This window comes from Pseudonocardia sp. NPDC049154, from assembly GCF_040648315.1.
Classification (GTDB): Bacteria; Actinomycetota; Actinomycetes; order Mycobacteriales; family Pseudonocardiaceae; genus Pseudonocardia.
This window is the reverse complement of the sequence record NZ_JBEZDN010000119.1, coordinates 1-25346: the sequence shown is the minus strand read 5'-3', so window position 1 is coordinate 25346 and position 25346 is coordinate 1. Positions and strand designations below refer to the sequence as shown.

The 25346-nt window shown below is 74.7% G+C and carries 21 protein-coding genes and 1 pseudogene; 17 read left to right on the top strand and 5 right to left on the bottom strand.

Translation table 11 applies throughout. The features are described 5' to 3' along the window. From AB0B41_RS35015 to mnmA, 5 genes and pseudogenes are all read left to right on the top strand, one after another. A pseudogene (locus tag AB0B41_RS35015) lies at window positions 1-132 on the top strand (electron transfer flavoprotein subunit alpha/FixB family protein); the annotation flags it as partial. Between the two features lie 900 nt (window positions 133-1032). Continuing rightward, the gene (locus AB0B41_RS35010) at window positions 1033-1794 is read left to right on the top strand and encodes a GNAT family N-acyltransferase (protein WP_358211080.1); all 762 of its coding nucleotides are present in this window, start codon (window positions 1033-1035) and stop codon (window positions 1792-1794) included. 32 nt (window positions 1795-1826) lie between these two features. Then, window positions 1827-2747 (top strand): lysophospholipid acyltransferase family protein, encoded by a 921-nt coding sequence (locus AB0B41_RS35005; RefSeq protein WP_358211078.1) that lies wholly within the window; start codon window positions 1827-1829, stop codon window positions 2745-2747. 110 nt (window positions 2748-2857) lie between these two features. Beyond that, a complete protein-coding gene (locus tag AB0B41_RS35000; RefSeq protein ID WP_358211077.1) occupies window positions 2858-4078 on the top strand; it encodes a cysteine desulfurase family protein in 1221 nt (406 codons plus the stop codon). A gap of 10 nt (window positions 4079-4088) precedes the next feature. After that, on the top strand, window positions 4089-5165 hold the full coding sequence (mnmA, locus tag AB0B41_RS34995; protein ID WP_358211075.1) for a tRNA 2-thiouridine(34) synthase MnmA: 1077 nt from the start codon (window positions 4089-4091) through the stop codon (window positions 5163-5165). 1 nt (window position 5166) lies between these two features. Here the strand turns inward: mnmA and AB0B41_RS34990 are convergent, their stop codons facing one another. After that, complete coding sequence (locus AB0B41_RS34990) at window positions 5167-5961, bottom strand: hypothetical protein (protein WP_358211073.1); 795 nt, start codon at window positions 5959-5961, stop codon at window positions 5167-5169. Window positions 5962-6288: 327 nt separating this feature from the next. Between AB0B41_RS34990 and AB0B41_RS34985 the strand changes: the two genes are divergently transcribed. After that, window positions 6289-7374 carry a methionine synthase gene (locus AB0B41_RS34985; protein ID WP_358211082.1) on the top strand — a complete coding sequence of 362 codons (1086 nt, stop codon included), beginning with the start codon at window positions 6289-6291 and terminating at the stop codon, window positions 7372-7374. A gap of 61 nt (window positions 7375-7435) precedes the next feature. Here the strand turns inward: AB0B41_RS34985 and AB0B41_RS34980 are convergent, their stop codons facing one another. Together AB0B41_RS34980 and AB0B41_RS34975 are read right to left on the bottom strand one after the other, a co-directional pair. After that, window positions 7436-8800: an MFS transporter gene (locus AB0B41_RS34980; RefSeq protein ID WP_358211071.1), complete on the bottom strand. Its 1365-nt coding sequence runs from the start codon at window positions 8798-8800 to the stop codon at window positions 7436-7438. 110 nt (window positions 8801-8910) lie between these two features. Beyond that, window positions 8911-9534, bottom strand: a complete 624-nt coding sequence (locus tag AB0B41_RS34975; protein WP_358211069.1) for a TetR/AcrR family transcriptional regulator — start codon at window positions 9532-9534, stop codon at window positions 8911-8913. A gap of 110 nt (window positions 9535-9644) precedes the next feature. Here AB0B41_RS34975 and AB0B41_RS34970 point away from each other — a divergent pair, with 110 nt between their 5' ends. The 7 genes from AB0B41_RS34970 to AB0B41_RS34940 all read left to right on the top strand — a co-directional run bounded on the left by AB0B41_RS34970 (window position 9645) and on the right by AB0B41_RS34940 (window position 18804). Next, window positions 9645-10475 (top strand): MaoC/PaaZ C-terminal domain-containing protein, encoded by an 831-nt coding sequence (locus tag AB0B41_RS34970; protein ID WP_358211067.1) that lies wholly within the window; start codon window positions 9645-9647, stop codon window positions 10473-10475. Further along, on the top strand, window positions 10472-11281 hold the full coding sequence (locus AB0B41_RS34965) for an alpha/beta hydrolase (RefSeq protein ID WP_358211065.1): 810 nt from the start codon (window positions 10472-10474) through the stop codon (window positions 11279-11281). Before AB0B41_RS34970 ends, AB0B41_RS34965 begins: the two co-directional genes overlap by 4 nt. Continuing rightward, window positions 11278-12963 (top strand): AMP-binding protein, encoded by a 1686-nt coding sequence (locus AB0B41_RS34960; RefSeq protein WP_358211063.1) that lies wholly within the window; start codon window positions 11278-11280, stop codon window positions 12961-12963. The genes AB0B41_RS34965 and AB0B41_RS34960 overlap by 4 nt, the downstream gene beginning before the upstream one ends. 51 nt (window positions 12964-13014) lie before the next feature. Next, complete coding sequence (gene ligA / locus AB0B41_RS34955) at window positions 13015-15357, top strand: NAD-dependent DNA ligase LigA (RefSeq protein ID WP_358211061.1); 2343 nt, start codon at window positions 13015-13017, stop codon at window positions 15355-15357. A 166-nt stretch (window positions 15358-15523) separates the two neighbouring features. Beyond that, window positions 15524-16246: a 3-keto-5-aminohexanoate cleavage protein gene (locus AB0B41_RS34950; RefSeq protein WP_037044851.1), complete on the top strand. Its 723-nt coding sequence runs from the start codon at window positions 15524-15526 to the stop codon at window positions 16244-16246. A 216-nt stretch (window positions 16247-16462) separates the two neighbouring features. Then, window positions 16463-17551: a ferredoxin reductase gene (locus AB0B41_RS34945; RefSeq protein ID WP_358211059.1), complete on the top strand. Its 1089-nt coding sequence runs from the start codon at window positions 16463-16465 to the stop codon at window positions 17549-17551. Window positions 17552-17622: 71 nt separating this feature from the next. Next, complete coding sequence (locus AB0B41_RS34940; protein WP_358211057.1) at window positions 17623-18804, top strand: acyl-CoA desaturase; 1182 nt, start codon at window positions 17623-17625, stop codon at window positions 18802-18804. Window positions 18805-18807: 3 nt separating this feature from the next. Here the strand turns inward: AB0B41_RS34940 and AB0B41_RS34935 are convergent, their stop codons facing one another. Next, window positions 18808-19965 carry a helix-turn-helix domain-containing protein gene (locus AB0B41_RS34935; protein ID WP_358211055.1) on the bottom strand — a complete coding sequence of 386 codons (1158 nt, stop codon included), beginning with the start codon at window positions 19963-19965 and terminating at the stop codon, window positions 18808-18810. A 5-nt stretch (window positions 19966-19970) separates the two neighbouring features. After that, complete coding sequence (locus AB0B41_RS34930) at window positions 19971-20630, bottom strand: ACT domain-containing protein (protein WP_358211053.1); 660 nt, start codon at window positions 20628-20630, stop codon at window positions 19971-19973. Between the two features lie 256 nt (window positions 20631-20886). Here AB0B41_RS34930 and gatC point away from each other — a divergent pair, with 256 nt between their 5' ends. The 4 genes from gatC to AB0B41_RS34910 form a co-directional block, all read left to right on the top strand. Next, on the top strand, window positions 20887-21198 hold the full coding sequence (gene gatC, locus AB0B41_RS34925; RefSeq protein ID WP_358211051.1) for an Asp-tRNA(Asn)/Glu-tRNA(Gln) amidotransferase subunit GatC: 312 nt from the start codon (window positions 20887-20889) through the stop codon (window positions 21196-21198). Further along, on the top strand, window positions 21195-22700 hold the full coding sequence (gatA, locus tag AB0B41_RS34920) for an Asp-tRNA(Asn)/Glu-tRNA(Gln) amidotransferase subunit GatA (protein ID WP_358211049.1): 1506 nt from the start codon (window positions 21195-21197) through the stop codon (window positions 22698-22700). The genes gatC and gatA overlap by 4 nt, the downstream gene beginning before the upstream one ends. Then, window positions 22697-24196: an Asp-tRNA(Asn)/Glu-tRNA(Gln) amidotransferase subunit GatB gene (gene gatB, locus AB0B41_RS34915; RefSeq protein WP_358211047.1), complete on the top strand. Its 1500-nt coding sequence runs from the start codon at window positions 22697-22699 to the stop codon at window positions 24194-24196. The genes gatA and gatB overlap by 4 nt, the downstream gene beginning before the upstream one ends. Window positions 24197-24306: 110 nt before the next feature. Then, on the top strand, window positions 24307-25346 hold a 1040-nt coding region (locus AB0B41_RS34910), incomplete at its 3' end, for a hypothetical protein (RefSeq protein ID WP_358211045.1).

Genomic DNA, 25346 nt, shown 5'->3' with positions numbered 1-25346 from the left:
TCGAAGACGATCATCGCGGTGAACAAGGACCCGGAGGCGCCGATCTTCGAGATCGCCGACTTCGGCGTGGTGGGCGACCTGTTCAAGGTCGCACCCCAGCTGCAGGAGGAAGTCACCAAGCGCAAGAACTGACCTGCGCAGAGGTCGTCGCGCGGCCCCGCCCCCGTCACTCCGGGGGCGGGGCCGCCGCCGTTCCGGACCCGGGTACGGCTCCCGGGACGTGAGGTCAGGGCGGGACATGAGGTCAGGGCCGCACGTGAGGTTCGGGCGCGCCTCCCGCCGCTTGCGCATCCGCTCACGCCGGCCGCCCTTCGGGGCAGCGCAGCCGTGAGAGCACGGAACCGCTGATGATCGACGCGTCAGCCCCACCTTCTCCGCGTGTGATCGGCGGGTCGGTGCACTGAGGATGCTGTGCACTGCCACTGCTGCACCCGACCGACGATCATGAGGGTTGTCGGGTTCGTCGTGGGCGCGCCCAGCGCGCTGCGCCGCTCGCCTCTCCGATCGCCCCGAAGATCGGCGGGTCGGTGCACTGAGGGTGCTGGGCACTGCCACTGCCGCCCACGAAGCACGATCACCGGCGGCCGAACTCGTCGTGGCGTCTCCACGTTCTGCGCGCCCGCTTCTCGATCGCCGTCCCGAGCAGCCGAGCGCCGCTGTACCAGCCCTCACCGCCCCAAGATCAGCGGTTCGCTGCACTGAGGGGTTCTGTGCATTGCCGCTGTCGCACTCGTATGACGATCACCAGGCCGGGCCGGGTCGGCGTGGCGCCCAGCGCTCTGCACCGGCCGCCTGTTCGCTGCTGCCACCATGGCCGGGCGCCGCCGCACGTGCTTCAGCCACTTCAGATCGGCGGTTCGGTGCACCGGAGGCTCCCCGCACCGCCCCTCCCGCGCCCATATCTCGATCTTGGTCGGCGGCGCGGGACCACCTCACCCTTCGGGGTGAGGGCGCGGCGAGGTTCACCGGGCCTTCACGCCGGGGTCGCCGCCGGTGGCGTGCGTGTTCGGCCCCGGCCGATACCAAGCACCCGTGACCTCTTCACAGGTTCTGGTCCGGACGCCCGAGGCGGCGGCCACGCGCTACTCGCTGCTGCTGACCACAGACTCCGAGGACGTCGAGGCCGCCCAGCGGCTCCGCCACCGGGTGTTCGCCGGGGAGCTCGGCGCGCGGCTCGACTCGCTGCGCCCCGGCCTCGACGCCGACCGCTTCGACGAGTTCTGCGACCACCTCGTGGTGCGCGAGGACGCGACCGGCGAGGTCGTCGGCACCTACCGCATGCTGCCGCCGCGCCGGGCGCGCGCCGCGGGCGGCCTCTACTCCGACGGCGAGTTCGACCTCACCGCCCTCGACCCGATCCGTTCGGAGCTGGTCGAGACGGGGCGCTCCTGCGTGCACCCCGACCACCGGGCGGGCGCGGTCGTCGGGCTGGTGTGGGCCGGGATCGCGCGGTACATGCTGCTCACCGGCAACCGCTGGCTCACGGGCTGCGCGAGCGTCCCCCTCGACGACGGCGGCGCGCTGGCCGCCGGGGTCCGTGACACCGTCTTCGCCTCGCACCTCTCGCCGGCCGGGTACCGCGTGACGCCGCACCAGCCGTGGGACGCGGAGGCCGCCACCCGGCACCGCCGCGCCGCGCTGCCGCCGCTGCTGCGCGGTTACCTGCGGCTCGGCGCCTGGGTGTGCGGGGAGCCGGCCCACGACCCCGCCTTCGGTTGCGCCGACTTCCTGGTCCTCCTCGGCCTCGACCACGCCGACCAGCGCTACCTCCGCTTCTTCCTGGGCGACCGGTGAGCGAGCGGACCGCGCGCCGCCCTGGGCGAGTGGTGAGCGAACGCACCGCACCGCTCGCGGACTCGCTGACCACGGCCCTGCGCCTCCGGCGATCGACGACCCGGTCCCCGGACCAGCTCCCCACCCTCCCGCCCGCCGCCCTCCGCACCCTCCACCCCACCCACCCCGGTCTCCCGCCCGTCGCGGACCGACCGGCCTGGGCGCCCTGCTCGCCCTGCGGTCCCGACTGTCTCCCCCGCGCCGGCCGCCGCGCAGACCCGAGGGCCACCCTCCGCGTCGCGCGCCGGCTCACCACGCTGGTCGCGCTCCTGCTCGTCGCCCTGCCGGTCCTCCTCGTCGGCCCGAACCCGCGGCTGTTCCGGGCCGTGCTGCGCGCCGCCGGCGTCCGGCTCCGGATCCGCGGCACCACCTACGGCGAGGGCGGCGTGCTGGTCGTCGCCAACCACCTGTCGTGGATCGACGTCGTGGTGCTCGGCGCCGTCGGCCCGGTCCGGATGATCGCGAAGCGGGAGGTGGCCGATTGGCCGCTGATCGGCCCGATGGCCCGCCGGACCGGCGCGCTGTTCGTCGACCGGGGCGGCCTCCGCGGGCTGCCGGACATCGTCGCCGGGACCGCGACGGCGCTGCGCGGCGGCGCGGTCGTCGGCGTCTTCCCCGAGGGCACGACCTGGTGCGGTTCGGCGTCGGGCCCCTTCCGGCGGGCCCCGTTCCAGGCCGCGCTCGACGCCGGCTGCCCGGTCCGGCCCGTCCGCATCGACCTCGCCCTGCCCGACGGCAGGCCCACCACCGCGGGCGCGTTCGTGGGCGACGAGACCCTCTGGGACTCGCTGCGGCGGGTCCTGCGGCTGGAGCGCCTGGACTGCACGCTCACCCTGCTGCCCCTGCTGCCGCCGGAGGGGGACCGGCGCACGCTCGCCGCACGGGCCGAACGGGCGGTCACGGCGGCCCGGTAGCCACCCGGGTGGGAGGGCCGCACCGCGGTCCGGCGTCTACCCTGAACGGCGATGAACGACCAGGAGACCGCGCCCGCCACGGGAGCCCGACGTCGAGCGGGGTCCCGGCCGTGACGTACCTGGACCACGCGGCGACCACGCCGATGGTGCCCGAGGCCGTCGCCGTGATGGCGGAGGCCATGGCGCGCACCGGGAACGCGTCGTCGCTGCACTCCGCCGGCCGCCGCGCCCGGCGGGAGGTCGAGGAGTCCCGCGAGGGCATCGCCGCGGCGGTCGGCGCCCGGCCGTCGGAGGTCGTGTTCACCACCGGCGGGACCGAGAGCGACAACCTGGCCGTCAAGGGCGTCTTCTGGGCCCGTCGTGCCGCCGATCCCCGCCGCACGCGGGTGCTGGTCTCGGCCATCGAGCACCACGCCGTGCTCGAGTCGGCGGAGTGGCTCGTCGAGCACGAGGGCGCGGAGCTGGTCCTGCTGCCGGTCGACGCCGCGGGCCGCGTCCGCCCGGAGGTGCTGCGCGCCGCGATCGAGGAGGCGCCCGAGGCCACCGCGCTGGTCTCCGTCATGTGGGCGAACAACGAGGTCGGCACGGTCAACCCGATCCGCGAGCTCGCCGCCGTCGCGCACGAGTACGGCGTACCGATGCACACGGACGCGGTGCAGGCCGTCGGCATCCTGCCCATCGACTTCGGGGCCAGCGGCGTCGACGCGCTCACCCTCACCGGGCACAAGCTCGGCGGCCCCTACGGCGCCGGCGCGCTGCTGCTCGGGCGCGAGGTCGGCGCGGTCCCGCTGCTGCACGGCGGCGGCCAGGAACGCGACGTCCGCTCCGGCACGCTCGACACCCCCGCCGTCCTCGGCCTCGCCACCGCCGTCCAGAAGGCGGTCGCCGACGCCCCGCGCCGCGCCGCCGTGCTCACCGGCCTGCGGGACGAGCTGGTGAACCGGATCCGCACGGTCGTCCCCGACGCCACGCTCAACGGCGACCCGGGCACGGCCGTGATCGACGGCGGCCCCTCCCGCCTGCCCGGCAACGCGCACCTCAGCTTCCCCGGCTGCGAGGGCGACAGCCTGCTCATGCTGCTCGACGCGCACGGCATCGAGTGCTCCACCGGCTCGGCGTGCACCTCGGGCGTCGCACAGCCCAGCCACGTGCTGCTGGCCATGGGCGCGAGCGAGGCCGTGGCCCGCGGGTCGCTGCGGTTCTCCATGGGGCACACCACGACCGAGGCGGACGTCGCCGCGGTCGTCGACGTCATCGGTCCCGTCGTCGAGCGGGCCCGCCGGGCCAGCGCGGGCGGCACGCGCCGGCGGGAAGCCGCCGGCAGCTCGTGAGGCCGTTCCGATGAGGGTCCTGGCCGCGCTCTCCGGCGGCGTCGACTCCTCGGTCGCCGCGGCGCGGGCGGTGGGCGCCGGGCACGAGGTCGTCGGCGTCCATCTCGCGCTCTCCCGCACCCGGGACGCGCTGCGCTCCGGCTCCCGCGGCTGCTGCTCGCGCGAGGATGCCGCAGACGCCGCGCGGGTCGCCGACGTGCTCGGCATCCCGTACTACGTCTGGGACCTGTCCGAGGAGTTCGCCGAGGACGTCGTCGAGGACTTCGTGGCGAGCTACGCCGCCGGCGAGACGCCCAACCCCTGCCTGCGCTGCAACGAGAAGATCAAGTTCGCTGCGGTGCTGGACCGGGCCCTCGCCCTGGGCTTCGACGCCGTGTGCACCGGTCACTACGCCCGCCTCGAGGGCGGCGTCCTGCGCCGGGCGAGCGACGCGGGCAAGGACCAGTCCTACGTGCTCGCGGTCCTGCGCGCCGACCAGCTCGCGCACGCGATGTTCCCGGTCGGCGACACCGGGAAGCCCGCGATCCGCGAGGAGGCCGCGCGGCTCGGGCTGCGCACCGCGGCGAAGCCGGACAGCCACGACATCTGCTTCATCCCCGACGGCGACACCCGCGGCTTCCTGCGCGACCGCCTCGGCGAGCGGCCCGGCGAGATCGTCGACGCGGCGACCGGCGAGGTCCTCGGCGCCCATGCGGGCGTGCACGGCTTCACCGTCGGGCAGCGCAAGGGGCTCGGCGTCGACCGCCCCGCCACCGACGGCCGCCCCCGCTACGTCCTCGGGATCGAGCCGGTCAGCGGCACCGTGACCGTCGGCCCGGGGTCGGCGCTGAGCGTCCGGACCGTGGAGGCCCGGCGGCCGGTGTGGTGCTCGGGCACCGCGCCCGGCGGCCCCTTCGCGTGCACCGTCCAGGTCCGCGCGCACGGCGGCACCGCGCCGGCCGAGGCCACCCCCGTCGGCGACGGCGTGCGGGTCGAGCTCGCCGAGCCGCTGCGCGGGGTCGCCCCCGGCCAGGCGATCGCCTTCTACCGGGACGACCCGGCGGGCGACGTCGTGCTCGGCTCGGCCACCATCACCGCGACCGCATAGTTCAGCTCACGGAGACCTCGGCGACCATGCCCCGCATGAGGTGCGGCGGCCCCTCGCCGTCGCCCAGCGGGCAGAGGACGAGGTAGCGCCCCGCGGGGAGGTCGACCAGCATCCCGCCCTGCTCGCCCGGGCCCGCCGTCGCGGCGCCGGGCACCACGTCGACCTGCTGCGCCAGCAGCTCCGGTGGTGTGGCGAGGACCTGCGCCACTGTCACCGCCTGGTCCTTCGGCCGCACGATCAACACCGCGTGGTACAGGTTCGCGGTCGAGCGGTTCACCAGCCGGACCGCCGTCGGACCGGCCCGCAGCGTCGCCGGGACGCCGTCGAGGCGGTACTCCGTGGCCGTGACCTGCACCTGCTGGTAGCCGCAGTGCTCGTAGGCCCACGTCTCGTAGTCGTTCACGCTCTGCGCGACGACGGGCGCGTCCGCCGGGGCCGCCGTCCCGGTGGTCGCCGCCGACCGCAGGACCCCCTGCAGCGTGGTGAGCGTCGGGCGCAGGTCCGGGGGTGCCGTCGCGACCGCGGAGTCCAGCAACGGCAGGATCTGGCCCGCCCACGCCCGCACGGCGGCCGGGTCCGGTGTCCCCGGATCACCCGCGGGAGGCGGGACGGCGTCGATCTTCAACAGGTTGGTGCAGGTCGTGTCGAGGGGTGCGGGGGCAGGTGCGGCGGCCTCCGCCGCACCCGCGGCCGGGGCCGGGCCGGCCGCGCAGGCGACCGCCCCACCGGCCAGGGCCACGACCGCCGTCGCCGCGCCCAGCAGCCGCCTCGTCCGGATGCCCGTCCGTGAGCCCATGAGGTCCCCCAACCCTGAGCGGCGCTCGTGCGGTGGTGAGCATGGGCGCGCGGCGGGGTGCCGGGGCAGGGCCTGAGGACCCCGGTCCGTCCGCAGTTCCCCGCACGGACCGCGCAACCGGGCCCGGCGCGGCACGCTGCCGGCCGCAGTGTGAGACTCGGACCCGTGAGCACGCCCGACGATCCGCTGGCCGCCCTCCTCGCCGCCGCCGGCCTGGGCGAGGAGAAGTCCGAACCCGAGGACGACCCGCTGGCCGCCGCCCTCGCCGCGGCCGGCCTCGGCGACGTCGAGCCGGGGGAGTCGGTCGCCCCCGAGCCGCGCATCCAGGTGAGCGCGGCCCCGGAGGAGCCCGAGGAGGAGGGTCCGAAGGAGCGCTGGCCGGCGGGCGCGGCGACCGGCGTCGGCTCGCTGCCCGGCACCGACCCGCGCGAGGCCGCCGAGACCGTCGCGGGGGAGTTCCCGCTGCTCACGCACCTGCCGGAGCTTCCGGCCCGGGGAGTCGGGGCGGATCCCGTCGGCCGCGCCGCCGGGCTGCTCGTGGACCTGGCGGTGGAGGTCGTGCCGACGGCGTGGCGGGTCACCGCGCGCCCCGGCAAGGATCATCGCCGGGCCGTCGACCTGCTGCGCTCGGACCTCGACGCCCTCGACGAGGCCTGCGACCGGACCCGGCCGGGCTGGGTGAAGGTCCAGGTCGTGGGCCCGTGGACGCTCGCGGCCGCGGTCGAGCTGGCGAGCGGGCACCGGGTGCTCACCGACCACGGGGCCGTGCGGGAGTTCGCGGTGAGCCTCACCGAGGGCCTGCGCGCGCACGTCGCGGAGGTGGCGGCGCGGACCGGCGCCCACGTCGTGGTGCAGCTCGACGAGCCGCGGCTCGCCGCCGTCCTCGCCGGCTCGCTGCCCACGGCGTCGGGCTACGGCACGGTGCGCGCGGTGCCCGAGCCGGAGGCCCAGGACACGTTGCGGGACATGATCTCCGCGCTGCGGGTGCCGGTCACGGTGCGGGTGCCCGGCGACCGCCCGCCGCTACGGCTGCTGCGCGACGTCGGCGCCGCGGGGCTCGCCATCGACGGCACCCGGCCGTCGATCTCCGGCGACACGGCGGTGCCCGCGGCGCTCGACGCCGTCGGCGAGGTGTGGGACGCCGGTCTGCCGCTCTTCCTCGGCCTGGTCCCGGTGCGCGACCCGGGCGAGCCGCTGGAGACCGCCACCCTGGCCCGCCGGGCCTTCGACCTGGCCGACCGGCTCGGCTTCGACCGGGCGCGGCTGGCCGAGCTGGCCGTCCCGACCCCGGCCGCCGGCCTGGCCCGCGCGACCCCGGCCTGGGCGCGCCGGGCGATGGAGCTCAGCCGCGACCTCGGCAAGGCCTTCGCCGACCCCGACGAACTCCCGGGCACCGAGCAGGCCGGCCGCTGACCCCTGAACGAACGGCGCTCTTGCTCACAAGGATTGAGCGAGAGCGCCGTTCGTGTCGTGGTCAGGAGGCGTGCGCGACGACCGGGGCGTCGGAGGTCTCGTAGAGGTCCCGGCGGAACCGCTCCTTGATCGTCGCGACGGCGACGAAGGTGACCGCCGCGCCCGCGATGATGTAGAGCGACACCGACCACGAGGCGCCCGTCGCGGCCAGCAGGGCCGCCATGATGAACGGCGCGAGCCCGCCCGCGAACACCGACGCGAACTGGTAGCCGAGCGAGGCGCCCGAGTACCGGACGTCGGCCGGGAACATCTCGGCGTACAGCGTGGCCTGCGGGCCGTACATGGTCGCGTGGATCGTGAAGCCGATCAGCAGGGCCAGGAAGACCAGCGGCACGGAGCCGGTGTTCACCAGCCAGAACATCGGGAAGGCGAACAGCGCCATCAGCACGGCGCCGGTCAGGTACAGCTTCTTGCGGGTGCCCATCCGGTCGGTGAGCGCGCCGAAGAACGGCATCGTGACGACCTGGGTCAGCCCGGCGGCCATCACACACCACAGGATCGAGGTGCGGGACATGCCGACGGTCTTGGTCGCGTAGTCGAGCATGCCGCTGATGAGGATGTAGAAGGTCGCGTTGACCACGAAGAACGCGCCGGCGGCCTGCAGGATCTCCCGCCAGTACCGGCGGACCGCCTGGACCAGCGGCGCCTTGCGCAGCCCGGCCTCGCGCTTCGACTCCGCCGAGCGGTGCTGCAGCTCGCGGAACACCGGGGTGTCCTCGATCTTCAGCTGCACGTAGATGCCGATCAGCACCAGCAGCAGGCCGGACAGGAACGGCACCCGCCAGCCCCATGCGTCGAACTGCTCCGGGGTGAGGACCGCGGTGAGGATCAGGAAGAAGACGTTGCCGGCGACGGCACCGAAGATCGCGCCGGTCTGCACGAGGCTGCCGTAGAAGCCGCGACGCTCCACCGGAGCGTGCTCGGTGAGCAGCAGCGCGGCGCCGCCCCACTGCGCGCCGACGCCCAGGCCCTGCACCAGCCGTGCGACGACGAGCAGGACCGGCGCCCACACGCCGATGGTCGCGTAGCCGGGCAGCACGCCGATCGCGGTGGTCGCGATGCCCATGACCAGCATCGCGACGACGAGCGGGGGCTTGCGGCCGAACCGGTCGCCCACGTGCCCGGCGATGATGCCGCCGAGCGGCCGCGCCACGAAGCCGACGGCGAACGTCGCGAACGAGGCCAGCGTGCCGGCGACCGGGCTGACCGAGGGGAAGAACTGGTGGCCGAGCACGAGCGCGGCGGCCGTCGCGTAGATCAGGAAGTCGAACCACTCGAGCGTGGTGGCGAAGACCGCGGCCGCGGCGAGCCTTCCCATGCGCGGGGGAGCGGTGTGCTCCGTCCGGTCCAGTTTGTCGGGGGACATGTCGGCAACCTCCGCCACGGTGCGGGTGCGTCGCCCGCGGGGTACGGGCGGCGGTACGAACGATCGTTCTTACCGTAGCCCCGGCTTTTCCCGCCGACAAGGGGTGGGGGTCAGGCCCGGGGGAGCGGGGCCTCGAGCAGGGCCAGCGCGTACCGGGCGTGCTGCTCGGCGAGCTGGCCCCGGGAGAGCCGGCCGTCGGGCCGGTACCAGGTGGCGACGGCGTTGACCATCGACAGGATCGCGCGGGCGGCGTCCCCGGCGTGCGGCGTGCGGAACTCCCCGCCGGCCACGCCCTGCTCCACGATGTCGGCGAAGATCGCCTGCGTGCGGTCGCGGTCGGCGACCAGCCGCGCCCGGTCCTCGCCCTGCAGGTACCGCACCTCGGCGGTGGAGACCAGCATCGCGAGCTGCTGGTCCACCACGAACCCGACGTAGGCGCGCACCGCCTCGCGCATGCGGGAGGTGGCGTCGTCGCCGGCGTCGGCGACCGCCCGGCGGACCCGTGCCTCGAGCTCGGCGTTGGCGTGCCGCAGCACCTCGGCGAGCAGGTGCGACTTCGAGGGGAAGTAGTTGTAGAGGTTCGACAGGCTGGTGGCGGCGCCCTTCGCGACCTCGCGCATCGAGGCCCCGTTGAACCCCTGCGCACCAAACGCGGCCAGCGCGGCGTTGAGGATCGCGGCCTCGTTCCCGCGCCCCGTGTCGGCGACCAGCAGCGCCGGGGAACGATCGTTCATGTCGGCCAGGCTAGTGCAGCGCCGGCGCTTGACGGCGGGGGCGACAGGGTGGTTTCGTCGAACGTGTAAGAACGTTCGTTCGTACGCCGTCGTCGACGAAAGGGGGCCGCGTGACGACCGAGCAGGTCCTGCGACCCGACACCCGGACCGGGCCGGGCCGCCGGTTCGAGGAGTTCACGGTCGGGGAGCGCTTCACCAGCGCGCCGCGCACCGTCACGGCCGAGGACCTCGCGGACTTCACCCGGCTCTCGGGCGACGACCACCCGCTGCACGCGGGCCCGGACGGCATCCTGCAGGGCCCGTTCGGCCTCGCCGTCGCGATGGGCCTGCTGCAGTCCCTCGGCCTGCACGGCTCCGCGGTCCGCGGGCTGCTCGACACGCACTGGAGCTACCGGCTCCCGCTGCGCGTCGGCGACACGGTGCACCTGGAGATGACGGTCGTGCGCTGCCGCCGCACGCGCACGGGCGACCGCGGCGTGGTCACCCGGCACATGCGGCTGGTCGACGAGCAGGGGCGCACCGTGCAGGAGGGCACCACCTCCGCGCTGGTCGACGCCGCCGGCCCGGGCCCGGACGAGGTCGGTCGCGCCTTCGGCACCGTCGCGTGGGGCGAGGCGCTCGTCGCGGCGCTGGCGCCGGAGTTCGCCGAGTCGCTCGCCACCTGGGACGGGGCGATCGGGCTGCGCGCCGGCGAGCACGAGGTCCAGCTGCGCGTCTACCGCGGCAAGGTCATCGAGGTGGCCGGCCGCGCGGCGCAGGGCCCCACGTTCACCGTCGAGGCGGACGAGCTCACCTGGACCGAGCTCGTCACCGCGCCGGCCAACGAGTTCACCCGCTTCGCCATGTCCGGCCGGTTCGGCATGCGGGGCAACGGCTACGAGTACCTGCGCCTGACGAAGGCCCTGCACCTGATCGTCGACGCGGCCCGGGGGATCGCATGAGGTACATCGGGATCGGCCGCGCGCTCGCCTTCGTCGAGGAGCACGGCCCGGCCGCCGGCACGCCCGTGCTGTGCCTGCACACCGCGGGGCAGAGCGGGGTGCAGTGGCGGCACGTCGCCCCGGCGCTCGCCGCCCGCGGCTTCCGGGTCGTGGTGCCGGACCTGCCCGGGCACGGCCGGTCGGAGCCCGCGCCCGGCGGCCCGGTGACCGACCTCGGCGACTACGCCGCCTGGTGCCTCGAACTCATCGACGCCCTGCGGCTGGAGCGCCCGTACGTCGTCGGCTGCTCGATCGGCGGGAAGATCACGCTGGACCTGGCCGCACGGGCGTCGGGCCGGCTCGCGGGCGTCGTGGCGATGGCGGCGAACGCCTGGACCGGCGGCACGCCCTCCGAGCGGGGGCTGCGCCGCGAGCTGTCCGACGCCGCCGCCCCGAGCCGGACCGACCGGACCTACCTGGGGACGCTCGCCGTCGTCGGGCGGTCGGTGCCGGCCGAGCGGGCCGAGCTGATCGCGACCATGCACCGCCGCGAGGACCCGGCGGTCTCGAACTCGGACCTGATCGGCTGGACCACGCACGACCTGCGCGAGCGCCTCGGCGGGGTGACCTGCCCGGCGCACCTCGTCGTCGGCGCCGACGACCTGTGGGTCCCGGCCGCCGGTACGCGGGCCGCGGCCGCGCTGATCCCCGGCGCGCGGTGCACCGTGCTCGACGGGATCGGGCACTATCCGATGGAGGAGATCGAGGGCTTCGACGGCGTGCTCGCGGGCTGGCTGGCGGGGCTCGGGAGCGAGGTGGCGGCATGAGCGAGGTCGCGAGCGGGACGGACGACCCGACCGCGGAGGAGCGCGAGCCGCTCGTCGCGCCCCACCCCGTGGCCGCCCTCCCGGAGTCCGGCCCGGTGCCGCGGGACCTGCCCGACCTGCTCGGCCGCATCGCCGGGCGGGACCCGGACGCGGTCGTCGTGGTGGACAAGGGCCCGGCGGGCGAGCGGATCCCGGTCACCCGCGGCGAGCTGTGGCGCCGCACCGGCGCGCTCGCCGAGGAGCTGCGCACCCGCGGGATCGGCGCCGGAGACTGCGTCGCGGTGTGGATGCCCAACTGGAGCGACGCGCTGGCCTGGCAGTTCGCCGTTGCCGCGCGCGGGGCGCACGTCATCGGGATCAACACCCGGTACAACGTCGAGGAGGTGCGGCACGTCCTCGAGCGCGCCCGCCCGACGCTCGTCGCCCTGGCCCACGACTTCCACGGCCTCGACCTGCTCGGCCGGCTGAAGGAGGCGATCGGCGACGGGCCCGCCCCACCGGTGGCCGTCGTCGCCGGACCGGGCCGGGAGGTGCCGGACCCGGCGGTCGCCGACGTCGGCGGGGGCGCGTGGGTGCCCACCCTGGCCGAGGGCGACGTGCCGGGGTCGGACCCGGCGGGCCTCGCCGTGGCGTTCACGACCTCCGGCTCGACCGGCATGCCGAAGCTCGCGGCGCACTCGGCGACCGGCGTGCTCACCCACGCGGCCGCGGACGCCGCCACGATCGGGATCGCGGAGGGCGAGCACGTGCTCTGCGCGCTCCCGCTGTCCGGCGTGTTCGGCTACCAGACCGCGATGGCGGCCTTGGCCGCCGGCGCGGTGTGTGTCTTCGCCCCGGTGTTCTCGGCCGACGCGGTGCTCGACGACATGGAGTCCCTCCGCGTCACGCACGTCGTCGGCGGCGACGACCTGGTGCTCCGGCTCGCCGACGCCTGGCGGAAGGACGAACGGGACCTGTCGGCCTGGCGCTGGTGGGGCGTGGCCGACTTCCAGGGCCGGTCCCGCGAGCTCGCCGTGTGGGCGCGGGACCGGTTCGGCACCCTGACCTCGGGCGTCTACGGCTCCTCGGAGCTGTTCGCGCTCACCTCCCACTGGCCGCACGACGAGCCGGAGCCGGCCCGCTGGGTCGGCGGCGGGCGCGTCGTCCATCCCGGCATCGAGGTGCGGGTGGCCGACCCGGTCACCGAGGAGGTGCTCGCCCCGGGCCACGAGGGCGAGCTGCAGTTCCGCGGGCCCAACGTGGTCGACGCCTACCTGGGCGCCGAGGTCCCCGACGCGTTCACCCGGGACGGCTGGTTCCACTCCGGCGACCTCGGCACGATCGTCGACGACGGCGTGTTCGCCTACGTCTGCCGGATGGGCGACGCCCTGCGGCTGCACGGCTTCCTGGTCGACCCCGCGGAGATCGAGGTGCGGCTGGCCGCGCACCCGGACGTGCACACCGCGAAGGTCGTCGGCGTGCCGGACGCGCAGGGCGCGACGGTGGCCGTCGGGTTCGTGGTGCCGGAGGAGGGGCGCGCGCCGGACCCGGCCGGGCTCCGGGCCTGGTGCGCCGACGGGCTGGCCAAGTTCAAGGTGCCCGAGACGGTGCACGTCATCGAGGCGATGCCGACCACCTCGGGCACCAACGGCACCAAGATCCGGGCCGCCGCGCTGCGGGAGTGGGCCGCCGCCGCGCGGTGACGGCGCCCGCTCGTCCGGGAAGTGTCGGTGGGGCCTACTAACCTGCCACCCGTGAGCCCGGACAGCCCGCCCACCAGCACCGTTCCCAACGACGCGCGGGAGCGGCACGCCGCCCTGGCCACCGAGGTCGCGGACCACCAGTTCCGGTACTACGTGCTCGATGCGCCCGTGGTCTCGGACGGCCAGTTCGACGAGCTGTGGCGCGCGCTGATCGCGCTGGAGGAGGAGTTCCCGGAGCTCCGCACGCCGGACTCGCCCACACAGAAGGTGGGCGGCCGGTTCTCCACCGAGTTCACGGCGTACGACCACCTCGAGCGCATGCTCAGCCTGGACAACGCGTTCAGCGAGGAGGACCTGCGCGGCTGGGCGGAGCGCACCGTCCGCGAGGTCGGGTCGGACCTGCACTACCTGTGCGAGCTGAAGATCGACGGGCTCGCGGTGAACCTGCTGTACGAGAACGGGGTGCTCACCCGCGCGCTCACCCGGGGGGACGGGCGCACGGGCGAGGACATCACGCTCAACATGCGCACCCTCGAGGAGGTGCCCGAGAAGCTCACCGGCACCGAGGAGTTCCCGGTGCCCGAGCTCGTCGAGGTGCGCGGCGAGGTGTACTTCCGGCTCGAGGACTTCCAGCGGCTCAACGCCGCGCTCGTCGAGGCGGGCAAGCCCCCCTTCGCGAACCCGCGCAACACCGCCGCCGGCTCGCTGCGGCAGAAGGACCCGCGGGTCACCGCGTCCCGCAACCTGCGGCTGATCTGCCACGGGCTGGGCAGGCGCAAGGGCTTCACCCCCGTCACCCAGTCGCACTCCTACCAGGCGCTGCAGGCCTGGGGGCTGCCGGTCTCCACCCGCACCACCGTCTTCACCTCGATCGACGACGTGGTGGCGCACGTCGCGTACTGGGGCGAGCACCGGCACGACATCGAGCACGAGATCGACGGCGTGGTCGTCAAGGTGGACGAGGTGGCCCTCCAGCGCCGCCTCGGCGCCACCTCCCGCGCGCCGCGCTGGGCGATCGCGTACAAGTACCCGCCGGAGGAGGCCTTCACGAGGCTCCTCGACATCCAGGTCAACGTCGGGCGCACCGGGCGGGTCACCCCGTTCGCGGTCATGGAGCCCGTGCTGGTCGCGGGGTCCACGGTCTCGATGGCCACCCTGCACAACGAGGACGAGGTGCGCCGCAAGGGCGTGCTGATCGGCGACCGCGTGGTCATCCGCAAGGCGGGCGACGTGATCCCGGAGGTGCTGGGCCCGGTCACCGACGTGCGCACCGGCGAGGAGCGGGCGTTCGTCATGCCCACGCACTGCCCCGAGTGCGGCACCGAGCTGGTGCGGCAGAAGGCGGGGGACGTCGACCAGCGCTGCCCCAACGCCCGGTCCTGTCCCGCGCAGCTGCGGGAGCGGCTGTTCCACGTGGCCGGCCGCGGGTCGTTCGACATCGAGGGCCTGGGCTACGAGGCCGCCACCGCCCTGCTGAAGTCCGGCGTGGTGCACGACGAGGGGGACGTCTTCGCCCTCACCGAGGAGGACCTGCTGCGGGTCGACCTCTTCCGCACCAAGGCGGGCGCGCTGTCGGCCAACGGCCGCAAGCTGCTGCAGAACCTGGAGGCGGCGAAGGACCGGCCGCTGTGGCGGGTGCTGGTCGGGCTGTCGATCCGGCACGTCGGACCCACCGCCGCGCAGGCGCTGGCCCGCGAGTTCCACTCCATGGACGCGATCGAGCAGGCCGCGGCCACGGCGCGGGAGGAGACCGAGAAGGCCGGGGTGGAGATCACGTCGACCGGGTCCGCGGCCGAGGACCCGGACGGGGAGGCCGCCCCGGACACCGAGGCGACGCCCGAGGCCGCCCCGGACACCGAGGCCGCCGACGCGTCGACGGAGGACGCCGATCCCGAGGCGCTCGCCGCCGAGGCGGAGCGGGCGCAGAAGGCGGCCACGCGTGCCCAGGCGAAGGCGGTCGCGGCGGCGCTGGCGCCGATCGCGGGCGTCGAGGGGGTGGGTCCCACGATCGCCGCCGCGGTGCGGGACTGGTTCACCGTCGACTGGCACCGCGAGGTCGTCGCGAAGTGGCGGGCCGCGGGCGTGCAGATGGTCGACGAGGTCGACGAGTCCGTCCCGCGCACCCTGGAGGGCCTGTCAATCGTCATCACCGGCTCGATGGAGAACTTCTCCCGGGACGAGGCCAAGGAGGCGATCATGGCCCGCGGCGGCCGGGCCGCCGGGTCGGTGTCGAAGAAGACGGCGTTCCTCGTGGCGGGCGACGCCCCGGGCTCCAAGTTCGACAAGGCCGTCGAGCTCGGCGTCCCGGTGCTCGACGAGGAGGGCTTCCGCGTCCTGCTGGACCGCGGCCCGGAGGAGGCCACCCGACACGCCGAGGCCGCGTCGGGATCGTGACACGCGTCAGCAGTTGGAGGGATCTCCCGGCCCGGTCGCGCGGACCCGCGCGAGGGGCCCACTAGGCTCGCGGCTTCCGCTCCCCGCACGGGCCTGACCGGTCGTCGCGCCGTCCACTGCCTGCGTGGGTGCGGCGCGGATTCTTTGTGGAGACGAAGGAGGCAGGGTGCTGCAGGCGGTTCTGAACGGTTCGCGTCCGGAGGACGCGCACCCGGCGCTGCCCGTCCTCGCCCGGCACCTCGCCCGGGACGCCCGCGCGGTCGCCCGCCTCGGCGTCGGCTCCGTGCACGTCCACCCGCGCGACCCGCTCGGCCACGAGACCATCGACCCGGTGCACGTGGGCGACGCGGTGGCGCTGATCCGCCAGGAGGCGCCGGGCGTCGAGATCGGCGTGACCACGGGCCGGTGGATCCAGCCGGATCCGAACCTGCGCATCGAGGCCGTGCTGAGCTGGGGCCGGCTCGGCCTGGGCAAGCCGGACGTCTGCTCGGTCAACGTCCACGAGAAGGGCTGGGTCGAGGTCTGCAAGGCGGCGGCGTCGGTGGGCATCGGCGTCGAGCTCGGCGTGTGGACCAGCGGCGACGCGGTCACGCTGCGGCAGAGCGGCGTGCCGCCGCGGACCGTGCGCGTGCTCGCCGAGTCGACCGTGGTGTCGGACCCGGAGACCGCCGTCGCCGAGGCCGTCCGGATCGTGCGCGCACTCGGGCAGCTGCCCGTGCCGGTGCTGCTGCACGGCGAGGAGGACGGCGCCTGGCCGGTGCTGGAGTACGCGCTGCGGATGGGCGTCGACACCCGGATCGGCTTCGAGGACGTCCTGGTCCGGCCGGACGGCTGGCTGGCCACGGGCAACGACGACCTCGTCCGCGCCGCGCTCGCCATCCGGGTCTGAGAACCCCTCGGCCCCGCAGCCGAGCCCCTTCGAACGAGGGGGCGATCTGCCGGTTCCGGTGACAGCCGCCCGAACGCCGGGGAAACCCTGGGAGTTCCCGCTCGGGCGGGTCGTCACCCCTGCCCGTCGAGCTTGTTGGTTGGGCAACAGAAACCGGCCGCACGCCGTGGTTGTGGTCGTGGTCGTGACCGATCCGTGATCCCTACCGTTGAGGTCATGAGCTCCGCAAGCCGGTTTCGGGACAGCCGCGTGGCCCGGCGTGTCCGTGCCGCCGCCGGACTGCTGATCACGCCCCTGGTGCCCGACGACGTCCTGGGCACCCTGAACCCGATGTGGTCGCGGTCCGCGCCGCGCGCCCGCGTGGTGAAGGTGGTGCGCGAGACCCCCGACACCACCACGCTCGTGCTGCGGCCGGGCACGCCGTTCGCGCGGCACGTGCCCGGCCAGTACCTCGGGATCGGTCTGCAGGTCGACGGCGTCTGGCACTGGCGGACATACTCGGTCACCTCGCGACCCGGCGACCCGTTGCTGTCGGTCGCCGTCACCGCGGTGCCCGGCGGGATCCTGTCCGGCCGGCTCGCGCACGGCACGCCCGTGGGCAGCGTCGTCGGGCTGGGCCCGGCGGCGGGGGAGTTCACGCTCCCCGAGCCCACGCCGGAGAAGCTGCTGTTCGTCACCGCCGGCAGCGGCATCACGCCGGTGATGGGGATGCTGCGCTCGCTCGACCCGGCCACGCTGTCCGGCGCGGTGCTGGTGCACTGCGACCGCACGCCCGGCGACGTCGTGTTCGGCCCTGAGCTGCGCGCGCTCGCCGCGCGCACCGGGCTGCGGCTCGTCGAGCGGCACACCGCCGGGGAGGGCCGGCTCACCCCGGACGCCCTCGCCGACGAGGTGCCGGACTGGACCGTCCGCGAGACGTGGGCCTGCGGGCCCGCCGGTCTGCTGGACACCCTCGCCGAGCACTGGGAGCGGGCGGGCGACCCGGAGCTGCTGCACGTCGAGCGGTTCGCACCGAAGCGCGTCGGGAGCGCGGCCGGCACCGGCGGTCGGATCACGTTCGCCACCAGCGGTCTCGTGGCCGACGCCGAGCCCGACACCCCCGTCCTGCTGGCCGGCGAGGCCGCCGGCGCCCTGCTGCCCAACGGCTGCCGGATGGGCATCTGCCACACCTGCGTCGGGAAGCTGCAGGCCGGCGCGGTCCGCGACCTGCAGTCCGGCGACCTGATCGACTCCGCCGACCAGCCGGGCCGCCCCGTCCGGACGTGCGTCTCCGCTCCCACCGGCGACATCACCCTCGACCTCTGACCCGTGAGCGCCAACTGCCGCTAGAGGAGCAGCTGCCACTCACGACCCCCACTGAGCTGGAGAAACACCGCATGCTCCATCGTGACCCCCACGCCCCCACCGAGAACGTCTCCGCCGCCGCCCACCTCACCGACGAGCAGGTCGAGGCGCTCGGCGCCGAGCTCGACGCGATCCGCGAGGAGGTCGTCGCCTCGCGCGGCGAGCGCGACGCCCGCTACATCCACGCGGTGATCCGCGCCCAGCGCGGGCTGGAGTTCGGCGGCCGCGGGCTGCTGCTCTTCTCGAAGTTCCCGCCGGCCTGGATCGCCGGCACCGCGGCGCTGTCGATCGCGAAGATCCTCGAGAACATGGAGCTCGGGCACAACATCCTCCACGGCCAGTGGGACTGGATGCGGGACCCGAAGATCCACTCGACGACCTGGGACTGGGACCACGTCGACCCGGCCGAGTTCTGGAAGCGCTCGCACAACTACGAGCACCACACCTTCACGAACATCCGCGGCAAGGACCGCGACCTCGGCTACACGATCATGCGGATCACGGCCGAGGAGGAGTGGCGGCCGAAGCACCTGCTGCAGCCGCTCACGAACGTCGGGCTGTCGCTGATCTTCGAGTACGGCATCGCGCTGTACGACGTCGAGACCGACCGGATCCGCAGCGGTGAGAAGAGCTGGGCCGAGGCCAAGCCGCAGATCGCCGCGACGTTCAGGAAGATCGGCAAGCAGGCGGCCAAGGACTACCTGCTGTTCCCGCTGCTGTCCGGCCCCTCCGCGCTGTCGACGCTCGTCGCGAACCTGACCGCGAACACCGTGCGCAACGTCTGGAGCCACGCGGTGATCTTCTGCGGGCACTTCCCGGACGGCACCGAGACGTTCGAGGAGGAGCGGCTCGAGGGCGAGACCCGGGGGCAGTGGTACATCCGCCAGATGCTCGGCTCGGCGAACCTGACCGGTAGCAAGGCCATGCACCTCATGACCGGCAACCTGTCGCACCAGATCGAGCACCACCTCTTCCCCGACCTGCCCAGCAACCGCTACGCCGAGATCGCGCCCAAGGTCCGGGACATCTGCGAGCGCTACGGCCTGCCGTACAACGCCGGGCCGCTGCCGAAGCAGTACGCGAAGGTCTGGCGCAAGATCATCCGGCTGGCGTTCCCCGGCGGCCACGAGCGCTACGGCGCCCCGAAGCCCGCGCCGCGCAGCCGCATCGGCCGGGTCGTCCGTCGCGCGGCCCCGGCCCGCCTCGCCGCGTAGGCCTCAGGGCTTCGCGTCGAGGGCGCGCAGGCCGACCGTGAGCTCGAGGCGCTGGGCGGGATCGTCCAGCGCCTCGCCGTAGATCTCCCGCAGGCTGGAGAGGCGGTAGCGCACCGTCTGCGGGTGCACGTGCAGGGCCGCGGCCGCGGTACTGACGTCCCCGTGGGCGTCGAGCCACGCCCGCAGCGTCTCCAGCGCCCGCGCCGCCGCGCCGGAGGGCATGTCCTGCAACGGCCCGGTGATCCGGTCCCGAAGGTCGGCGGCGAGATCGGGAGCCCCGAGGAGCAGCAGCTCGACGAGGTGCGTGTCGGCGCGCAGGAGCGGGTCGCCGTCCCGGGCGAGCAGCCCCGCCGCGTGCGCCGGCCACGCGGACAGCGCCCGCGCCGCCGAGCGGTGCGCCTCGGCCGCCGGCACCACCGGGCCCAGGACCGCGGACCGGTCCCGCAGGGCGGCCCGTACCACCTCGTCGAGCCCCTCCCGCACCGCGGGCACGAACGCGACCCCGGCCGGGTCGAGATCGGCCGCGACCGCGCCGGGGATCCGGGCGGCGACCTCCACGGCGCCGTCGACGACGAGGGCGGCCAGCCGGACGGGCACCGTCCAGCCCGCGGCCGTGGCCAGCTTCTCGATCTCCGCGGCCTCGACCGGCGGCCGCGCGACCAGGGCCTCGACCAGGGCGTTGCGCCGGGTCTGCAGGGAACCGGCCTGCATGGCCTCCTCCTGCGCCCACCCGGCGACCGACGCCGCCGACAGCTGCTCGACGTAGGAGAACAGCGCCTCGGCCAGCGCGAAGATCACGTCGGGCGGGAGGGCCCGGGCGACGGGGCTCTCGCCGACGGCCCGCCAGACCGTGCGCGTGCCGACCTGGTAGGCGCTCTGCAGCGCGGCCAGCGTGCGACCCTCGCGGTGCTCGACGCGCCCCAGTTCGGCATAGATCCGGGTGTCCGGCAGATCCGTGTCCGAGCCCAGCAACCCGACGAACTGGTCCAGCGCGACCGAGACGCCCTGGGTGATCCGGTTGCCGAAGTTGCCCTTCAACGGCCGCGCGTACTCCGCCACCTGCACGCGGACCTCGGCGATGATCTCGTCCGTCGCGCCCACGACGTACGGGCGCAGCGCCTTCCCGGCGGTCGACGGGACGCGCGACCAGGGCCGGTCCACGGCCGTCAGGACCCGAGGACCGTCGCGACGATGCCGGCGAGGTGGGTCAGCCGCGCCAGCTCCGACGGCCGGAACGCCGGCCCGCCCGGACGCCCGACGACCAGCGCCTTGGCCGGCAGCGAGCTGCCGAACGGCGCGGCGGCCAGCTCGGTGTCGAGCGCACTCCACGGCTCGGGCACCCAGTGCACCTCGGGGTCGACGATCATCGCCTTGTCCAGCGGCAGCCACGGCAGGTCGCCCGCCCGCGTCTCCGGCGCGGCCGACGAGTCCGCCAGCCGGTAGGAGCGGCCCTCCTCGCGCACGGCGACGATCGCCCAGCCCGCGCGGAACAGCCGCGGGACCTCCTCGGCGAGGCGCTTCAGCCCGTGCTCGGGGTCCGACGCGATCGCGTCGACCAGCTCGAGCTCGCGGTGGGTGTCCAGGCGCCCGCTGTAGGGCCGCACGGACTCCACCTGCACGCCGGGCACCGACTCGGCCGCGGTGATCAGGACGTCCGGCGGGCGCCCCGACGGCAGCTCGACGGCCAGGTCGTCGACCGCCTGGCCGTCCGTCCGCTCGACGACGTCGACGCCCAGGATGTCCGCCCCGGCGTCGCCGAGGGCCGTGGCGACCGCGCCCAGGATGCCCGGTTTGTCCGGCAGGACCACCCGGAGCAGGAACGACACTCCGCCACGCCTCCCTCTGGCCGACCGCACGACACGACGGCGCCCACCCGCCGCGGCCGGGGGCGTCGCCGTGGGTCGATCCTGCCAAACGCGCGGAGGCCGTGGACAGGCGCAGGGGGTTGACAGCGCGGGCGAAACCCGTCGGCGTCCTGTCGGTCGGCGCGAATAGACTCGACCCCGGCCGGGCGCCCCGCGCCCGAGGGACGCGGCCGACCCGCCGCGTCCACCCCCTGAGCCCAACGCCGAAGGAACCCTCATGTCCCCCGACTCCGGGGCCATCTCCCGGGACGAGGTCGCGCACCTCGCCCGGCTGGCCCGGCTGGCCGTCACGGACGCCGAGCTCGACGTCTTCGCCGGCCAGCTCGACGTCATCCTCGGCGCCGTCGCCCGCGTGGGCGAGGTGGCCGCGGACGACATCCCGCCGACGTCGCACGCGGTGCCGCTGCAGAACGTGTTCCGGCCGGACGTCCGGCGTCCCGGGCTGAGCCAGGAGCAGGCGCTCGCGTGCGCCCCCGCCGCCGAGGAGGGCCGCTTCCGCGTGCCCCGGATCCTGGGGGAGGAGCAGTGAGCGAGCTCATCCGGCTGACCGCCTCGGACCTGGCGGCGAAGATCCACTCCGGCGAGGTCTCGGCCGTCGAGGCCGCGCAGGCCCATCTCGACCGGATCGCCGAGGTCGACGGCGAGGTCCACGCGTTCCTGCACGTCGGGGCCGAGGCCGCACTGGCCAACGCCGCGCTGGTCGACGAGGCCGTGCAGGCCGGCACCGCGCCGGCGTCCCCGCTGGCCGGCGTCCCGCTGGCGCTCAAGGACGTGTTCACCACCACCGACATGCCCACGACCTGCGGCTCGCGGATCCTCGAGGGCTGGCGCCCGCCGTACGACGCCACTCTCACCGCGAGGCTGCGCGCCGCCGGGATCACGATCCTGGGCAAGACGAACATGGACGAGTTCGCCATGGGCTCCTCCACCGAGCACTCGGCGTACGGGCCCACCCGCAACCCGTGGGACCTCTCCCGGATCCCGGGCGGCTCCGGCGGCGGGTCCGCGGCCGCGCTGGCCGCGTTCGAGGCGCCGCTCGCGATCGGCACCGACACCGGCGGCTCGATCCGCCAGCCCGCGGCCGTCACCGGCACCGTGGGCGTCAAGCCGACCTACGGCGGGGTGTCCCGCTACGGCCTCGTGGCCTGCGCGTCCTCGCTCGACCAGGGCGGCCCGTGCGCCCGCACGGTGCTCGACGCCGCGCTGCTGCACGAGGTCGTCGCGGGGCACGACCCGCTCGACTCCACCTCGATCGACGCGCCGGTGCCGGCCGTCGTCGAGGCCGCGCGGATCGGCGCGCAGGGCGACCTGTCCGGCGTGCGGGTCGGCGTGGTCCGCGAGCTGGGCGGGGAGGGTTACCAGCCCGGCGTGCGGGCGTCGTTCGACGCGGCGCTGCGCCGGCTGGAGAAGCTCGGCGCCGAGGTCGTCGAGGTGTCCTGCCCGCACTTCGAGTACGGGCTGGCGGCGTACTACCTGATCCTGCCGAGCGAGGTGTCGTCGAACCTCGCCCGGTTCGACGCCATGCGCTACGGCCTGCGCGTCGACAAGGGCGCCTCCGCCGAGGAGGTCATGGCCGCGACCCGCGAGGCCGGGTTCGGCCCCGAGGTCAAGCGCCGGATCATCCTGGGCACGTACGCGCTGTCGTCGGGCTACTACGACGCCTACTACGGGCAGGCGCAGAAGGTTCGCACGCTGATCAGCCGGGACTTCGCCGCCGCGTTCGAGCAGGCGGACGTGCTGGTCAGCCCCACCGCGCCGACCACGGCCTTCCCGATCGGCGAGAAGGTCGACGACCCGCTGGCGATGTACCTCAACGACCTCGCCACCATCCCGACCAACCTCGCCGGCGTGGCCGGCATGTCGGTGCCGTCGGGCCTGGCGGAGGAGGACGGCCTGCCGGTCGGCCTGCAGATCATGGCGCCCGCGCTGGGCGAGGCCGTGATGTACCGCGTCGGCGCCGCCTTCGAGGCCGCGCGCGACGCCGACGAGGGCGGGCCGCTGATCGCCCGCGTGCCGGAGGTTGCCCGATGACCGCCCCCACGCTCGTGGACTACGCCGACGTCGTGGCCCAGTACGAGCCCACGCTCGGGCTCGAGGTGCACGTCGAGCTGTCGACCAGCACGAAGATGTTCTGCGGCTGCCCGACCGATTTCGGCGCCGAGCCCAACACCCAGGTCTGCCCGACCTGCCTGGGCCTGCCCGGCTCGCTGCCCGTGGTCAACCGGGCCGCGGTCGAGGCCGCGATCCGGATCGGGCTGGCGCTCAACTGCTCGATCGCGCCATGGGGCCGGTTCGCGCGGAAGAACTACTTCTACCCGGACATGCCCAAGAACTTCCAGACCTCGCAGTACGACGAGCCGATCGCCGTCGACGGCTGGATGGACGTCACGCTGGAGGACGGCGAGGTCGTGCGCGTGGGCATCGAGCGCGCGCACATGGAGGAGGACACCGGCAAGTCGCTGCACGTCGGCGGCGCGGCGGGCCGGATCCACGGTGCGGAGTACTCGCTGCTCGACTACAACCGCGCCGGCGTGCCGCTGATCGAGATCGTCACGAAGATGATCCCGGGCACGGGCGAGCGGGCGCCGGAGGTGGCGCGCGCGTACGTCACGCAGCTGCGGGACCTGATCAAGTCCCTCGGCGTCTCGGACGTGCGGATGGACCAGGGCTCCATGCGGTGCGACGTGAACCTGTCGCTCTCGCCCGCGGGCTCCGGCGTGCTCGGCACCCGCACCGAGACCAAGAACGTCAACTCGCTGCGCTCGGTCGAGCGGGCCGTCCGGCACGAGATGCAGCGGCAGGCCGGCGTGCTCGACGGCGGCGGCGCGATCGTCCAGGAGACCCGGCACTTCGAGGAGCAGTCCGGCACCACCCGGCCGGGCCGCCGCAAGGAGACCTCGGAGGACTACCGGTACTTCCCGGAGCCCGACCTCGTGCCGATCGCGCCGAGCGCCGAGTGGGTCGAGGAGCTGCGCGGCACGCTGCCCGAGCTGCCCTGGGAGCACCGCAGGCGCATCCAGGAGGCCTGGGGCCTGTCGGACGAGGAGCTGCGGGACCTGGTCAACGCCGGGGCGCTCGAGCTCATCGAGGCCACCGTCGCCGAGGGCGCGCCCGCCGGCGAGGCCCGCTCGTGGTGGGTCGCGTACCTGGCCCAGCAGGCCAACACCCGCGGCATCGAGCTGGCCGAGCTGCCGATCACCCCGGCCCAGGTCGCCCGCGTGATCGCGCTGGTGGCCGCCGGCGACCTCAACAACAAGCTGGCCCGCCAGGTGGTCGACGGCGTGCTGGCCGGCGAGGGCGAGCCGGACGAGGTCGTCGAGAAGCGCGGTCTGAAGGTCGTGTCGGACGACTCGGCCCTCATCGCCGCGGTCGACGAGGCCCTCGCCGCCCAGCCGGACGTCGTCGAGAAGATCAAGGGCGGCAAGGTCCAGGCCGCCGGCGCGATCGTCGGCGCGGTCATGAAGGCCACGAAGGGCCAGGCCGACGCCAAGCGCGTCCGGGAGCTGATCATCGAACGCTGCAGCTGACGCTGCCTGTGCGCGGTAAGTGGTGCCAGAGCACCACTTACCGCTCACGACCTGTCCACAGCTTCACGAAACGGCCCCATCCACCGGCCCGGTTGCCGGAGGGTGGGGCCGTGGCCGTCCGACGTGCACCCTCGCCGCCGATCCCCTCGACCGTCCCCTCCGAGGACCGCTGGGTCGCACTCCTTCGCATCCAGCACGGTGTCGTCGACACGACGCAACTCGCCGAGTTCGGCTTCACGCGGAGTGCGATCACCGCGCAGGTCGACGCCGGGCGCTGGGTGTGGACGCTGCCGCGGGTCTACTCCACCAGGACCGGACCGCTCACCAGGGACGCGGCCGTCGTCGCGGCCCTGCTCTACGGCGGGCCGACGGCGGTCCTGAGTCATCGGACGGCGGCCGAGGAATGGGGCCTGGTCCGCCGGCAGGAGGGACCGGTTCACCTCACGGTGCCCTACGGCGCCTCGGCCCTCACACAGGAGGGCCGAGTCGTCGTCCATCGGTCACGAGCCTTCGACCACCTCGTCGTCCCGACCACGCCGCGGCGGACCGGACGCGCCGACACCGCGATCGACCTGGCGGTCGAGGAGCCCGACGCACGATCCGCGCGTCGCACCCTCATCGCTCTGATGACCGGGGGCCGGCTACGGCCCGTCGACGTCGAGGTGCGGCTGGACGAGCGTCGGCCCCGTCGGTACGTGCGGGCGCTCCGCAGCGCTGTCGACGCGGTCCGTCACGGCGTGCAGTCGGCGTTGGAGGACCTCTATGCGGTGGAGGTCGAGCAGGCGCACGGCCTTCCCGCTCCCCGTCGTCAGGCTCCGGTCCGGGTCGACGGCGTGATCCTCTACGAGGACGTCGTCTACGACACGGTCGGCGTCCCGCTGACGGTCCGCCTGGACGGGCGCACCCACCTGCAGGACGGCGTCGCCTTCCGCGACCGTCGGCGCGACAATGCCGCCGAACTGGCCGGCCAGTCGCGTCTGGTCTTCGGGTGGGACGAGACGAACGCCGATCCGTGCGGCGTCGCCCACGACATCGCCACCGTGCTCCGCCGGCTCGGATGGCGTGGCGAACCCACTCGGTGCTCGCGGCCGTGCGGGGGGGGGGGGGGGTGGTGCGGCGCCACCGACCACACCCAGCCCGACCAGCCCGC

Bases quoted from the DNA above. Each gene is read 5' to 3' on its own strand.
- gatB (WP_358211047.1), top strand. From the start codon at position 22,697: ATGACCGCCCCCACGCTCGTGGACTACGCCGACGTCGTGGCCCAGTAC.
- AB0B41_RS34990 (WP_358211073.1), bottom strand. From the start codon at position 5,961: ATGGGCTCACGGACGGGCATCCGGACGAGGCGGCTGCTGGGCGCGGCG.
- mnmA (WP_358211075.1), top strand. From the start codon at position 4,089: ATGAGGGTCCTGGCCGCGCTCTCCGGCGGCGTCGACTCCTCGGTCGCC.
- gatC (WP_358211051.1), top strand. From the start codon at position 20,887: ATGTCCCCCGACTCCGGGGCCATCTCCCGGGACGAGGTCGCGCACCTC.
- AB0B41_RS34940 (WP_358211057.1), top strand. From the start codon at position 17,623: ATGCTCCATCGTGACCCCCACGCCCCCACCGAGAACGTCTCCGCCGCC.
- AB0B41_RS34960 (WP_358211063.1), top strand. From the start codon at position 11,278: ATGAGCGAGGTCGCGAGCGGGACGGACGACCCGACCGCGGAGGAGCGC.
- AB0B41_RS34975 (WP_358211069.1), bottom strand. From the start codon at position 9,534: ATGAACGATCGTTCCCCGGCGCTGCTGGTCGCCGACACGGGGCGCGGG.
- AB0B41_RS34945 (WP_358211059.1), top strand. From the start codon at position 16,463: ATGAGCTCCGCAAGCCGGTTTCGGGACAGCCGCGTGGCCCGGCGTGTC.
- AB0B41_RS34965 (WP_358211065.1), top strand. From the start codon at position 10,472: ATGAGGTACATCGGGATCGGCCGCGCGCTCGCCTTCGTCGAGGAGCAC.
- AB0B41_RS34980 (WP_358211071.1), bottom strand. From the start codon at position 8,800: ATGTCCCCCGACAAACTGGACCGGACGGAGCACACCGCTCCCCCGCGC.